General features: G+C 37.6%; 8 protein-coding genes and 1 tRNA gene. 5 read left to right on the top strand and 4 right to left on the bottom strand.

Going from position 1 to position 15,045, the window contains the following annotated elements; genetic code table 11:
* Positions 1–166 precede the first annotated feature (166 nt).
* The 4 genes from KEM10_RS05675 (at position 167) to lpxA (ending at position 4,864) form a co-directional block, all read left to right on the top strand.
* Positions 167–1,405: an HD domain-containing protein gene (locus KEM10_RS05675; RefSeq protein WP_212214583.1), complete on the top strand. Its 1,239-nt coding sequence runs from the start codon at positions 167–169 to the stop codon at positions 1,403–1,405.
* 150 nt (positions 1,406–1,555) lie between these two features.
* Complete coding sequence (gene lpxD / locus KEM10_RS05670) at positions 1,556–2,569, top strand: UDP-3-O-(3-hydroxymyristoyl)glucosamine N-acyltransferase (protein ID WP_212214582.1); 1,014 nt, start codon at positions 1,556–1,558, stop codon at positions 2,567–2,569.
* A 45-nt stretch (positions 2,570–2,614) separates the two neighbouring features.
* Positions 2,615–4,021: a bifunctional UDP-3-O-[3-hydroxymyristoyl] N-acetylglucosamine deacetylase/3-hydroxyacyl-ACP dehydratase gene (locus KEM10_RS05665; RefSeq protein WP_212214581.1), complete on the top strand. Its 1,407-nt coding sequence runs from the start codon at positions 2,615–2,617 to the stop codon at positions 4,019–4,021.
* 54 nt (positions 4,022–4,075) lie between these two features.
* Positions 4,076–4,864, top strand: a complete 789-nt coding sequence (gene lpxA / locus KEM10_RS05660) for an acyl-ACP--UDP-N-acetylglucosamine O-acyltransferase (protein WP_212214580.1) — start codon at positions 4,076–4,078, stop codon at positions 4,862–4,864.
* A 61-nt stretch (positions 4,865–4,925) separates the two neighbouring features.
* On the opposite strand, the gene gcvH is transcribed toward lpxA, so the two are convergent.
* The 4 genes from gcvH to thiL form a co-directional block, all read right to left on the bottom strand.
* A complete protein-coding gene (gcvH, locus tag KEM10_RS05655) occupies positions 4,926–5,336 on the bottom strand; it encodes a glycine cleavage system protein GcvH (protein ID WP_317196636.1) in 411 nt (136 codons plus the stop codon).
* 149 nt (positions 5,337–5,485) lie between these two features.
* A complete protein-coding gene (sov, locus tag KEM10_RS05650) occupies positions 5,486–12,790 on the bottom strand; it encodes a T9SS outer membrane translocon Sov/SprA (RefSeq protein ID WP_212214579.1) in 7,305 nt (2,434 codons plus the stop codon).
* Between the two features lie 23 nt (positions 12,791–12,813).
* Complete coding sequence (gene ruvA, locus KEM10_RS05645; protein WP_212214577.1) at positions 12,814–13,395, bottom strand: Holliday junction branch migration protein RuvA; 582 nt, start codon at positions 13,393–13,395, stop codon at positions 12,814–12,816.
* 98 nt (positions 13,396–13,493) lie between these two features.
* Positions 13,494–14,537, bottom strand: coding sequence for a thiamine-phosphate kinase (gene thiL, locus KEM10_RS05640; protein ID WP_212214574.1), 1,044 nt, complete (start codon positions 14,535–14,537; stop codon positions 13,494–13,496).
* Positions 14,538–14,965: 428 nt separating this feature from the next.
* Between thiL and KEM10_RS05635 the strand changes: the two genes are divergently transcribed.
* Positions 14,966–15,038: transfer RNA gene (locus KEM10_RS05635), tRNA-Met, on the top strand.
* The last annotated feature ends 7 nt before the right edge of the window (positions 15,039–15,045 follow it).

The following is a 15,045-nucleotide window of genomic DNA, read 5'->3' as shown; positions in this document are numbered from 1 at the left end:
AACTTATTAGAAGCCCTAATAAATATTAACAATTAGCTCATACAGTATTTTATTTGTTCAATGGTTTAAAAAGCAGGTTTAATACATGTTTTCCTTTATTAAAATCTCTATTTTGTATATTGTCGGCCTAAATAAATTATTCTCGCTCATAATTATTGATTAAGAAATGTCAACAGGAAACAAAAAGAAGATAATTAACGATCCGGTATATGGATTTATTAAGGTGCCTTTCGACATCATTTATGACTTAATGGAGCATCCTTTTTTTCAACGCCTTCGCCGAATCAGGCAATTAGGATTAACTCATTTTGTATACCCCGGAGCTATGCACACACGCTTTCAGCATGCAATGGGTGCCATGCATTTAATGAGCTCTGCAGTTGCCATCCTACAATCGAAAGGGCATGAAATAACCAAGGAAGAATCTATTGCTGTTCACGCTGCTATTTTATTGCATGATATTGGCCATGGCCCTTTTAGTCACGTTTTGGAAAACACTCTTCTGGAAGTAGATCATGAAGACATTTCAAAGCTGATGATGCAAGAACTCAATAGAGAGTTTAATGGCCAGCTAGATATGACCCTCAGCATATTTAATAACACCTATCATAAAAAATTCTTACATCAACTGGTTTCGAGTCAGCTCGATATGGATCGTTTGGATTATTTGAAACGTGATAGTTTCTTTACAGGTGTTTCGGAAGGTGTAATTGGGTCGGACCGCATCATTAAGATGTTGAATATACATAACGACTCATTGGTGATTGAGTCAAAAGGAATCTATTCCATTGAGAAGTTTTTAGTGGCCCGCCGCTTAATGTATTGGCAGGTTTACCTTCACAAAACTGCACTAGCTGCCGAGCAGATGTTAATTAATATCTTAAAACGTGCCCGACAATTAGTTTCTGAAGGAGAAGAATTATTTGCTCCTCCGCACCTGCTGTTTTTTATGAAACAAAAACCTACCATCGACGATTTTCATAACCAACCCGAGATATTCAAAAACTTTGCCCTGCTTGATGATGATGATATTATGAGTTCAATTAAAAGCTGGACTTTACATCCGGATGCCATCTTATCAAACCTGGCAAACGACTTTATAAATCGGAAACTATTTAGAGTCAGCTTTTCGAATAGTGCATTTAAAAACAGTCACATTAACGAAATAAAAAAGCAAATTGCCGAACAGATGAAACTGGACGACATGGCTGATGTTAACTATTTTATTATAACAGATCATATTTCTAATAATGCCTATAGCAAAAGCGATGATCAGATAAACATCCTTTTTAGCGATGGATCTATTAAAGATATTGCAGCAGCTTCTGATATGCTTAATCTTTCGGTATTAGGTAAAACCGTAAAAAAACACTACCTGTGTCATCCAAAATCCGTTCATTCATAGACAGATCAGTCAAAAGTTTACATTTTTAAAACTCAATATATTTACTAGCTTTGCATCAAATTTTTTAAGGTATAGCTAAAAAATAGCGTATCTTTACGCGTTGAAAACTCGCTTAGCAAGTAAGCAAGTCATCATAAATTAAATGATTAAATGAAATTTACAGCAGGTCAGATTGCCGAATTGCTCAATGGCAAAGTTGAAGGAAACACAGAAGCCATTGTTAAAAATGTTTCAAAAATTGAAGATGGAAAACCTGAAACTTTAACTTTTTTGGCCAACCCTAAATACACCCACTTTATATACGAGACAAAAGCTGATGTTGTAATCGTTAACGATTCGTTTACAGCTGAGAAAAATATTGCAGCTACCTTAATAAGGGTACCAGACGCTTATCAAGCATTGGCACAATTGCTTGAGATGTATGAGCAAAGTCAGCCTAAAAAAACAGGAATTGAACAACCTTCATTCATTGATGAGACAGCTAAAATAGGTGATTTTGCATATGTAGGAGCCTTTAGTTACATTGGTGAGAATGTGCAGATTGGTGACAATGTTCAAATTCATCCTCAGGTATATATTGGAAATAACGTAAAAATAGGTGATAACACCATCTTATTTCCGGGAGTGAAAATCTACAAAAACTGTGTCATCGGAAATAACTGTACCCTGCATGCTGGTTCGGTTATTGGCAGCGACGGTTTTGGATTTGCTCCATCAGCCAGTAACGAATACAAAAAGGTTCCACAGATTGGAAATGTTATTCTGAAGGATCATGTTGAGATTGGAGCCAACACAACTGTTGATCGCGCTACAATGGGAGCCACAGTTATTCAAAAAGGTGTTAAGCTGGATAACTTAGTTCAGATAGCTCATAATGTTGAAGTTGGCGAAAACACAGTTATAGCTGCTTTATCAGGCATTGCTGGTTCAACCAAAATTGGTGCTGATTGTATGTTTGGTGGCCAAACGGGCATTGCCGGTCATATTCAAATAGCTAACAAAACCAAATTAGGTGCTCAAACGGGTGTCACAAAGTCAATTAAGAAAGAAGACACTGTACATTTGGGTTCTCCATCTATGAATATAATGGATTTCAATAAAGCCTACGTTGTATTTAGGCGTTTGCCTGAATTGAAAAAAGCAGTAGACGAATTATCAAAATAAGATTAATAAGGTTATTTGACCTCAGTAAGAGTAGATTGAAAATATATGGTTGAAAAGCAAATAACACTCAAAAAAGCGATAACCCTAAGCGGAACCGGCTTACATACTGGTGCAAAAGTAAATCTTACTATTCATCCTGCACCCGTTAATCACGGATATAAATTTAAGAGAATTGATTTAGAGGATCAGCCCATTATTGATGCCTTGGCAGATAATGTGACTATGACTCAAAGAGGGACTGTTTTAGCTAAAGGTGATGCAACAATAAGCACCATAGAACACTGCTTATCTGCACTTTCGGCTTCTAAAATAGACAACTGTCTGATTGAAGTTGATGGTCCTGAAGCACCTATCCTCGACGGTAGTGCCAAATTCTTTATAGAAGCAATTAAAGAGGTCGGAACCGAAGAGCAAGGCGAAGAGAAAAAATACTTCGTTGTAAAAGAGAAGATGGTATACGAGAATGAAGAGCTGGGTATTAAAATTGTAGCCCTTCCGGATGATGAATTCAGCGCTGATGTAAAAATTTCGTTTGATAAATCATTGACTCTCTCTAACCAATATGCCACCTTGGATTCGTTGGACGATTATGAAAAAGAAATCAGCGCCTGTCGTACTTTTGTTTTTCTACATGAGCTAGAGCCCTTGTTAAAAAACAACCTTATTAAAGGTGGTGACCTCGATAATGCTATCATCATTATTGATAAAGAAATTTCGCAGGAAGAACTGGATAAGCTGGCTGATTTATTTAATAAGCCTAGAGTTGAAGTTCAACCTACAGGCATACTCAATAATGTAGATTTGGTTTATTCCAATGAACCGGCTCGTCATAAATTATTAGATGTAATTGGCGATTTAGCTCTTTGTGGAATGCCTATTAAAGGACGTATTATGGCAACTCGTCCTGGACATATGGCCAATGTTGAGTTTGCTAAAATAATTCGTAAGGAAATTAAAAAACGATCTTTACGTCCGGAGGTACCGTGTTATGATACATGCAAAGAAGCAATTTACGATATCAATGATATCAAAAAAATGCTACCTCACCGACCTCCATTTTTGTTGGTTGACAAGATTATTGAACTAAACGAGAAATCAATCGTAGGAATTAAGAATGTGACAATGAATGAACCATTCTTTGTTGGCCACTTTCCAGATGAACCGGTAATGCCGGCTGTACTACAGATTGAAGCAATGGCTCAAACAGGAGGAATTTTTGTATTAAGTAAACTAGACGAACCCAGCGCCTACAGCACCTACTTTGTTAAAATAGACAATGTTAAATTGCGAAGAAAAGTAATTCCTGGCGACACCCTCATATTTAAATTAGAGCTTTTAAGCGAATTTAGAAGAGGCATGGCAAATATGAAAGGAACTGCTTTTGTTGGCAACACCATTGTATCGGAAGGCGAATTTGTAGCCCAGGTAGTAAAAAATAAGGATATTAAATAATCAGCAACTATTATCTTTGTTAGTTTTAGAACTGACGCAATAAAGAAGTAAGAAATGAAACAACCGTTAGCATATATCCACCCGGAAGCAAAAATTGCTAAGAACGTGGTAATTGAGCCGTTTGTAACCATTGATAAAAATGTGGTTATTGAAGAAGGTACAACCATTGGTTCAAACGTAACTATTCTTGAAGGATCAAGAATTGGTAAAAACTGTAATATTTTCCCAGGTGCTGTAATTGGTGCTGTTCCGCAGGATTTAAAGTTTGCCGGAGAAGAAACAACAGCTGAGATTGGGGACAACACAACTATCAGAGAGTGCGTTACCGTTAACCGTGGCACCAAAGCTAAAGGTAAAACGGTTGTAGGTAGCAACTGTTTGCTGATGGCTTATACTCATATTGCTCATGATGCTATTTTGGGAGACCATGTTATTCTGGCAAATTCAGTGCAGGTAGCTGGAGAAGTAGTGATTGATGATTATGCGATTATTGGAGGTACTTCAGCCATTCATCAATTTGTACACATTGGAGCTCATGTAATGGTTGCTGGTGGTACTTTAATCGGTAAAGATGTTCCTCCATACGTAAAAGCTGGTCGTGAAAGAATTTCATATGCCGGAGTTAATTCTATTGGTCTTCGCCGTCGTAGTTATACGAATGATCAGATCAGAGATATTCAGAATATTTATCGTTATTTATTCCAAATGGGATTGAATAACACTGAAGCTATTGAACGTATAGAGGCTGAACTTCCAACTTCGAAAGAACGCGATGAAATCATCCTATTTGTACGAAATTCGCAAAGAGGAATCATCAAAGGATATTATCCTGAAAGAGACTAAGAAAAAAGTATATAAATAAAAAAAGCGGCTAATAGCCGCTTTTTTTATGTTGCTGTTACAATTAACCTATCAACTCTTTATACTGGTCGGCACTAAGCAAACCATCAATTTCAGATGCGTCAGCTACCTGGATCTTAATCATCCAACCTCCATCAAAAGGCTCTTTGTTTACCAAATCAGGCTGATCTTCCAAATTAGGATTGACTTCTAATACTTTACCTGTAATAGGCATATACAAGTCTGATACTGTTTTAACAGCTTCAATGGTACCAAAAACCTCTTCTTTATCCAATTCTTCGTCTTCAGTCTCAATCTCAACAAAAACAATGTCGCCAAGCTCACCTTGGGCAAACTCAGTGATACCTACAGTAGCTATATCACCATCAACAAGGATCCATTCGTGATCCTTTGTATACTTTAGATTTTCAGGAACATTCATTATAGTACTTGTTTTAAATTTACTATTTCTCAAATGTAAATAATTTATTAAACAAATTCTATGCAGCTCGTCACACAATTTCTTTTAGGATAAAAGAAAATTTAGCAGTACCCACTGGAAAACAGACTACTTAACCATTAACCTAAAGCTAAAAGGCTAATAAAAATCATATTTTTTTATTGCTATTGCGCCAAAGAGAACCTGAAGCTAACTCCAAAATTGGTATTGGTAGTAGGATACGATAAGGACAAATATGGATTATTTACATTGGTATCGTAGTATAACTGCATATTAAAACGCTCGCTCAAGGCATAATCAGCCGTTACTTTCAACGATGTTATTTTCTGTCCGGATGTTAACTGGTCGTAATTTTCTTCAATCTTACGTATGATACTGGCATTATCGCGGAAAGATAAATCGGCTCGGATATTTAAGTCGTTGCTTACCGACTTGCCACCTAATATCAAATCCATCTTATCAAAACGATAACCCAAACCAACAACCACTTCATCATTATAGGTTTCTATTACCTGGTTATTACCCATACTTAAACTTAAAGTTCGGTTCTTTTTAATTTCTGCACGAGTTGTGATTGAATTAATCCAGGTGACATTAAATTGTATTAATGGATTTAATTGTTCCGATATAGTTATCGTATTAATATCGTAGGCAACAATTGGCCCTAAAGGATTATCCGGTGTTTGCGACACATACGATCCCATATTATAAGTTGAACGATAGGCATGCGAGATATCAAACGATTTAATTACCTTTTGAAATAGTTTAATGCGCGAAAGTCCGTCATAAGAAACTCTCCAGTTAGGGCTTATTCTTGACAAACCCGGGAATGTCTCTGTAAAGATGTTACTGGCACTCTTTCCTGAGTAAGCGGCCAGAAAGGATGGTATTAAAACATCTTGCCTGTTAAGATTAGCATCATCAGCTGAATATCCTAACCTACGGGCAACAATCTCACGGTTACTCTTAAACTCATCAAAAATAGGAGAGCGAAGGTTACCTGTCTTATCAATATCAGTAAATGCGGTACGCCATGCATTAAAACTCATTGAGAGACTTCCGTTTTCTGTTCGTCCCTGCGCAGCATCTGAACCTCCAATGTAATACTCACTCATGTTTTTTGAGAAGCTCCTGTCTGCATTAATATCTATACGTAAGCCTTTAATAGGTTCCAACGTGAATTTAATTGAAAAATCTTCGCGATGCGACATCACAAAGGGATTTATCATGGTGGTATCAGATGTAAGCCATCCGTTATTGGCTGCTTGCACAGCAAAATTTGGATCTTGCCAACCTAAAATAAATGGCGTTCCTGGCGCGGTAAATCCCTGATCAGTTCCCATTAATCCCGATTGACCGGTATAACCAGGCAAAATGGTTCCGTTATTCTCTGAATACGAAATAGTAGCCGTTTTTAAGGATGTAAGCAACAAAGTTGTATAATCCAAAGCAATCTTAAACGGATTGTTATTATCCTCAATAGTACCGGTAACCATTACCCTTGATGATTCCGATTCTTTTTCAGGCACAAACTCCACTTTGTTTTTACCCAGTACATTTACTTCACCTTTTAATGGTCGGCCTTTACTATCAAAAACACGTACCGAAACATTCTCGGTTTTTAACTTGTGATTAATCACATAAGGTTCGCCCTGCTTTAATTCTATTTTGGTATCGTTAAAACGAACGGTTCGTTTTCCCCCTTTATTTGAAGAACCTCGTCTTGATGATCTGTACTTTTTATCCAGCTCATTTAAATAAGGTACTTTACGATATAAAGTGGTCATGTTAACCTGTCCATTTCCTTGAATTGTATTGGAGTTAGAAATAGTATTACCCCAATCCAGATCTTGTTCATCGCTATACAAAGGCTGAGCCTGCCACTGATACATCGCACGATACTGCACATTGGCATTGGTAAAGTCAAGTAACGGTAATTTATTAATAGGCAATGTGTAGCTCACATCAAAATTATGCTGATAGGTAGTTGTTCTACCCATGCTCATAATATTTCTCCAAACCTGATCTTTCCATTCGTCATAAGCATCACGATCGTAATCTCTATTAACAGCTCCTTCAGGTTCATCAATACGCGCATTGGTTATTGCTTTAAAGTTTAGCTTTAACGACTTGGTAATATTATAACGCATATCGAAATAGCGGTTCCAATCAAAATCTTTCGACACGGTTAAATCAGGTGCATATGCCGAACCGGTATTATTTCGAAGCAATTGTTCGCGATAATTTCTATTCATTTCCCAGCGATATGAAAACTGAGTAGGTAAATAATAAAAATTAAAATCGCGTATTAAATCCAGATTGTTGCTTTTAATCTTTTTAAAAGGCTCTACAGGCTTTGGCTTAGTATTATAATTATATGCTAAAACACCTCTATAGGTTTTATTCGTTAGATGATCCGTCTCAAAATCGTGCTGATTGGTTTCGTTATACGAATAGGTGGCCGAAATATTTGACGGACTATAAAACTGTACTTTTTCTTTTTTAGGAGCCAGACGCACATTAGTGAAGTTTACACTTTTTCGTTTAACAACACTTTGCGACATCTCCTTTATCGAATCGCGTGCAGCTTCACTATCTGCATTATCGAGCGCTACATCCAAAGGAATATCCGGATCAAGCGGATAATATTTAGGACTTGTTACAGCTTTAGAATATCCAAAATAAAAAGGAACACTTAAGCGCGATTCAGGTCCAAGTAATTTACCCAACTCAAGGTTAGTTGCTATATCATACTGATAAAAATCTTCCTGACTTCTTTCCTGCACACTCTGATCAATACTACCCCAACCTACGGTACTGGTTTTTCCGGCAAGCGATACATTACCTAAATCGGCCAGTTTAACAGACATACGAGCATTAGCAGCCCATCCGCCTTCTTCATCAAAATCAGTCAACCGCAATTCGTTAAACCAAACCTCAATAGATTTATCCTGAGAGCCTCTGGTGCGAACACCCATCATAATAGTACGAACATTGCTCAGATTAGGATTACCTTTAACAGTAACAAAGTTAGTTGGTTTATCTGGGTCGGGCGAAGTATACAAAGTTGCCAAAGTTATAGATGATCCTTCCTGTCTTCTTTCATCATTACGTTTTAACTTAACGGACTGGAAAAGTTCCAATGGAAAATCAAAATCATTATCTTCAGGCCACACCATTCTTCTTTCTTCATAACTATCACCATATGATCCTGGCTCCGTTAACTTTAAAGGTATGGCGTATTCGTAATAATTATCATCATAGTCGGTACCTAACCTTATGAAGGCCATCATTTCATTATCCTGAAGATCTTCACCTGTGATGGCTTCGGCATGAGTAAACATTTTTAATCGTTTATACTGCCGCATATCCATATTCATGGTTTTGTAGACAGCTCGAGCATCTCCACCTGCCAAATTATTTACCTTAAAAAGAAGTGCTTGTTCGTTCAGTTCTCTCAATTGTGGATTGGCCGGATCAATAACACGATCGACCCCCGGAGGCAATACATAGTTAACAGGTTCTTTTCTTGAGTTTTCTTCAATATTTACCGCTGAAACTTCAAAAGTTGAGTTAGGATTTACCCTACTACTTTCTGTAAGATCTTCCTGGTATTTACGCCAATCGCCTTTAATTAAATCTAATGTTGCCAGTCGGAGATGAGTAGTATCTGAGAAACCTCTCATGAACATACGCATAAAGCGGATACTTCTAAAATCAGACAACTCATTAATATTAGCATCCGGTTCCTGAATTGGAATACGGAACAAATACCAGTTAACAGTTCGTCCTCCCTTATCTTTTACATCACCTTCGCGCTTATCAACAATATACTTATTAACCCCAATATCCATGGTTGATTTTGAGATAGGCACTTCATATTGAAAGTAGCTTTCATATTCACTAAGTGTATTATCACGATTAATATCTTCAGCATCTGGTAATGCTTTAGCCGCGGTAGAATACGATTCCCCTGAATATTCTGATGGACGCGAGTTACCTTCAGGGTTATTGAATTTTTTATATCGTTCCAAAATACTTGCTTTGGCTTCATCCAAAGCTGAACCACGGAAATACTGAAAATCATCGGAAGCAGGGTCAGGTGAGGTATCAGGGCCACCTAAAATAGCCCGCTTAGCATCTTCTGAGATATTCATCTTTTCAATTTCTGACACAAAAGCAGAATAAAATTCCAACTCTCGCTCCGAGTTCATACCATTTAATCCTACATCTTGCGCCAAACGGGTAGCCGGATCATTACTAAAGGCATTCACCAGATTTTGTTTGCGAGACACAAATCCCCAGGCTGTGGTATCCACATCAAATTCTTCATTCGGTCCAGGCAAACCCTGCTCAAACGATTTACGTGAGTCGCGAAGGATATCCTCAGATATATTACCCAGGTTGAAATAAATACTACCATCGTTCTCATCAATTCCATCGTCATAAACATATGGATCCATCATCCAGAATTCGATGTACTCGATATTAGCTGCTTCAAAGTCGGGCACATCAATCTGACGCATCATACCACCCCAACGAGTTTCCGGTTCCTTTAGTGTACCATCATAGTTGATACCGGCAGAATACCCTCCATCAACACCATTTGCACCATAGTCGAAGTTATACGGACCACGATCCATTGGATAATACGAAATATTCAGAACAGAGATATTGGTAGGCTGCCCATATGCTGTTTGTCGGTTAGGGAATAATTCCTGTTCGTAAACCTCACGAACAAAATGATTCTTAATCTGATCTTCATCATCTTTGATGTGCTGTGGTGTACGTGTATCGTTTCTTAAAAATAGAGGGTCGATGGTATACCAGGCAAATTTAGCCCTGTTAGCACCCTCCCGAATGTCATCGAATAATTCCTCCGATTCACGAAAAAGATCTGGTTGCCCTTGTGGTACACTGGCCAATTGCCAGGCTGTCCAGTTGCGCATATCGTACGATATACGTGTCCCTTCAAAATCATCTAAAAAGGCAGTCCCCGTTTCATCAATCACACTTGGGTGCCCCGGAATAAGCTGAGCGAATTCCCCCTCAAAAGTAACACTCGACTTTTCTTTGGTTTGAATCAAAGGCAAAGCATCTAACGCTTCTGTTATTGCCATCGACTCGGTAAAATACGATGTATTTAATCCCCAAATGGTATTGGCAATAGGCTCATCTCCAATGTTTACTTTCTGAGTCAGAGGTCTTTCGCGTAAATGCATTAAAGTACCACCCAAATTAAAATTTTCGTTAAACTGATAATTTAAATGGGTACCCAGCATGGTTTTGGTCTGCAGATTAAACAACGACTGACTTTCCAGTGAGACCTGAATTGGTGTTCCGGAAGAAAGAATACCTTGGTTGATAATTCGAACACGTCCTAAGGTATAATCAACAGTATAGTCAACATTCTCAACTAGTTTAATCCCACCGGCTGTTACCACTACCGACCCTTGGGGTATGTTCATTGCATTTAATGAAATCTCTGATCCGGAGCTGGATTTGTATCGACCTTTTAGTTTATACTTGCTTCCCAGCGTATTTTGTTCAGCAATTATCTGAGTACTATCATATAATGCCTGAAACACATATTTATCTTCAAGAGTACTGTTATTAATCTTACTCCTCAGATGACTACCAAATGGCTCCAGCACAGGAAAGATGATTCGTCCGTTATCTGCATTAATGGTTAGATTATTCACAAAATCGAAAAGACCATCTGGCTGATAATCATTATTTGAATTCAGATTATCCAAATTCAACAAACGAATAAATAGCTGCCCATTTAATCCTTCCCCACCTTCGGGAAAATAGTTAATGTCGCTACCAGTACTATCGTTGGTATAGGTAACATTCAAAATAAAATCCTCGCGATTAACCTGGTAGGCATTTAATGAGTAAATGTTCTTCATCATCAAATCCCATGTAGGCATATTGGGTGAAAGGTTGGTTCCTTTTAACAGTTTGGCATACAGTGTTTTTTCTGCTTCATTCTGATCAACCGTAAATTCCCCAACTTTAAAAGTTCTTCCGGCATCAGTATATTCATAAGCCACACAAAGCACCTCATCGGCATTAAGGGCTGTATTCAATGAGATATATCCCAATTTTGATTGAATAGTATATTCCGATGTGGATAACTTACGCGCATTTTCAAGCTTTTCGTAATGAACTGCATTTGAAAAACCACTTCCCACTCCACTTAGAACCGCCGTAACATTATTAATATCTCTGGCTCCTGCGTATGATCCTCCTTCACTCATATCTGCATACAAAGTGTTGGCTGCATTATCGGGAGGAAGATTAGAACGAGCATCCCACAGATCAGGTTGTGCAGCAGCAGCGCGGTTTTCACCTAAATCAACAAAACCTATTACATTCCTCGATTCGGTAACATCGCTCCTTCGGTTAGTTACCCATACTTCAACGCGTGTAATGTTAAAGGTACTATTTACATTGGGTAACATTTTCAATGCGTTATCATACCTATCTCTAAAGTATTTACTTAAAAAGAAATGTCGGTTACGATCGTAGTCTATAGCTTCAATTTCAAACTCTTGAGTTTCGGCCCCTCCTTCAACATTAATCACTGATGTTTCGCCTCGTTGTTGCGAAAAAATACTAGTAACAGTTAATTTACCAAACTGCATTTCTGTTTTAACACCAAATAAACTCTGGCTACCGGTAATTAAGGTTCCGGGCAAAGGCAAGGTAACATTACCCGCTTCTACTTTTTTAATAATATCATCTTCGTCTCCTTCGTACTCAAGGTTAATCTGATTATCAAAATCAAATGTAGCTTCGGTATTATAATTTACACCTAGTTTTAGTTTTTCCCCGATGTTACCGGAGATGTTCATTTGAATTTTTTCCTGAAAATCAAAAGTGGTAGTTTTTCTTAATCTCTCTTGCAGTGTTGGATTATCAATTTTAGTTCGTTGTATACCAACCTTTAACTCAGCCATTCCCTGCAAACGAACATTGATATTATTACTCCCGAAGATTCCTTCAAAAGCTTCTCCTCCAACATTGTCCCACATTTTATTGAAGATAGAGTTATTACCATAATTCTGATTATCTTCGGCTTGTTTGGTTCGCCAGTACGACATGATAGATCTGCGAGTGTCAACATCCATGTACTCTTCCAGCGTCATGGTGTAAGGCAATTTCACATTTACATTACCAATCTTCCTATAAATGGTAACATTGCCTGTTTCGTAATCATACTCAGTGGAGTATTCAATATTTGACGGATCTTCCAGGTCAACTCCTCTATCCTCTTCCTGCTCGAGATATGGATTACCACTTTTTTCAACAATCTTATATTTCAGATCAACAGAGTCGGGTTGCTGAACCCAATCTTCTGGCAGATTAATCTTATAATCTTCATCAGTTGGCGTAGCTCCCGCTACCCAAATCAATCCGATTATAGTTAATACCGCAATGCTATTTCGTAGATAATTCTTCAAAGGTTATTTCTTCCCTTACTTTCTTACATTATTTTAAGTGCCTGCTTAATAACTTCTTCAACTTTGGCTGAAGAGTTTTCTTTCAGGATTTTGTCAATGGCTTTTTGGGCACTATTCTTTGCAAAGCCTAACATCACTAAAGCAGATAACGCTTCTTCACGTATAGTATTGTCTTGCTCAGCAAATATTTTCTGATCAATTGGCTCCTTACTCAGCTTATCTTTCAAATCAACAATAACACGTTGAGCTGTCTTGGCCCCAATCCCTTTTACTCCCTTAATTTGATTAACATTACCGGTTAAAATGGCTCCTCTTAGTTCATCAGGCGTAAGGGAAGACAGCATCATTCGGGCTGTATTAGCCCCAATGCCGGAAACAGAAATAAGGTGACGAAATAATTCACGTTCTGCCGGATCAGCAAAACCATATAATTGAAAAGCGTCTTCGCGGATATTTTCATGCACAAATAATTGTGCTTCAGTTTTACCCTCTAACCGGGTAAAAGTATTTAATGAAATATTAAGTAAATAACCAATGCCATTTACATCAATAATTACATGAGCAGGACTGGCTTCGGCTATTCTGCCGCTTATGTATTCGTACATCTGTTTTGGGTTAAAGCGTAAATATAGAAAGGAATTAAGTGATGTAAAAGAACATCATAAAAAAAGCTGCAGAACTTAATTCCACAGCTAATCTTAATTTATTTCTTTAATGGATTCCAACCTTGTGCCTGAAGCTCCACTTCCTGATCGGCATTTGTAACCAGATAACAGCCTTTACTTTCGTCGGTGATATGACCGACAATGTAAATATTGGCTCCTTCTTTACCAGCAAACTTCTCATAATCATCCTGACTAATGGTGAAAAGCAATTCATAATCTTCACCGCCATTTAAGGCAGCTACTAATGGATTTATGCCCATTTCTTCTGCCAGCATTGAAGTGGTAGGATCTACCGGAATCTTATTTTCATAAAGGCGACAACCTGTTTTTGATTGCTCACAAATATGTTTGATCTCACTCGATAAACCATCTGAGATATCAATCATAGATGTTGGAACCACATCCAATTCACTTAAAAATTGGCTTACATCTTTTCGGGCTTCAGGTTTTAGTTGACGTTGCAAAATATAATCATATCCGGATAGGTCAGGTTGAACTTCCGGGTTATTGGCATAAACCTTTTTTTCGCGTTCCAACAACTGCAAGCCCATATAGGCTCCGCCCAAATCTCCTGAAACGCAAATCAAATCATTTTTCTTTGCTCCGCTGCGATAAACAATTTTATCAGCATCACCTAGCCCTATTGCTGTAACAGAAATTGTTAAACCTGTTAACGATGATGAAGTATCACCTCCAACTAAATCTACATTGTAATAATCGCATGCAGCATAAACTCCTTCATAAAATTCATCCAACCCCTCAACCGACATTTTTGAACTTACACCTAACGAAACTGTAATTTGCGTTGGAATAGCATTCATTGCATATACATCACTCACATTCACAACAACTGCTTTATATCCCAAATGTTTTAAAGGGGTATAAGTCAAATCAAAATGAATCCCTTCCAACAAAAGATCGGTAGTAACAACCGTTTGCTTTCCTTGCAAATCCAACACAGCAGCATCATCTCCAACTCCCTTCTTTGTTGACTCTTGCTTGATTTTTATATTATTAGTCAAGTGCTGAATTAAACCAAATTCTCCTAATTGACCAATCTGGGTATTTTGTTTATTACTCATCGCAATTATAAATTTGGCCACAAAAGTAAGAATAATCACTGACCCTATCATCTTACAAAGGCGTTTGTTTTTCTATACTTCAGAAAACCAGCCAAAAAAGATTTATAATTATTCATGATTATTTACATTTTTTATCTTGACAAATGATTTTTTTGGCAGCATTATTGCAAAAAGAATCTCGTAGATTTTTTTTCATAGATTTGGGTTTAGGTTATTAGAAACCGGTTTGCAAACGAGCGAACCGGTTTTCTTGTTTTTATTTCACAATCAAAAAAAATAATGACAACCCTATTTTATTGATAACTTAATACTTAAGATACTTTTTATTGTTTCATGAAAGAAACTATTGATTTTTATTTGGAATTTATCGAATAGCAAGCTATTTTTGCAGCCGCAATAACGAAAGACAACATTTGTTTAAGATATATTGCGGGGTGGAGCAGTTGGTAGCTCGTTGGGCTCATAACCCAAAGGTCGTCCGTTCGAGTCGGGCCCCCGCTACTACAAG

The organism is Carboxylicivirga linearis, from assembly GCF_018271995.1.
In the GTDB taxonomy this organism is placed as follows: Bacteria; Bacteroidota; Bacteroidia; order Bacteroidales; family Marinilabiliaceae; genus Carboxylicivirga; species Carboxylicivirga linearis.
The sequence above is the reverse complement of the archived record's forward strand: the minus strand, read 5'-3'. Positions and strand labels throughout refer to the sequence as shown.

What these genes read in the sequence shown, in the direction of transcription:
- KEM10_RS05675 (WP_212214583.1), top strand. Translation starts at nt 167, where the DNA reads ATGTCAACAGGAAACAAAAAGAAGATAATTAACGATCCGGTATATGGA.
- lpxD (WP_212214582.1), top strand. Translation starts at nt 1,556, where the DNA reads ATGAAATTTACAGCAGGTCAGATTGCCGAATTGCTCAATGGCAAAGTT.
- KEM10_RS05665 (WP_212214581.1), top strand. Translation starts at nt 2,615, where the DNA reads ATGGTTGAAAAGCAAATAACACTCAAAAAAGCGATAACCCTAAGCGGA.
- lpxA (WP_212214580.1), top strand. Translation starts at nt 4,076, where the DNA reads ATGAAACAACCGTTAGCATATATCCACCCGGAAGCAAAAATTGCTAAG.
- ruvA (WP_212214577.1), bottom strand. Translation starts at nt 13,395, where the DNA reads ATGTACGAATACATAAGCGGCAGAATAGCCGAAGCCAGTCCTGCTCAT.
- thiL (WP_212214574.1), bottom strand. Translation starts at nt 14,537, where the DNA reads ATGAGTAATAAACAAAATACCCAGATTGGTCAATTAGGAGAATTTGGT.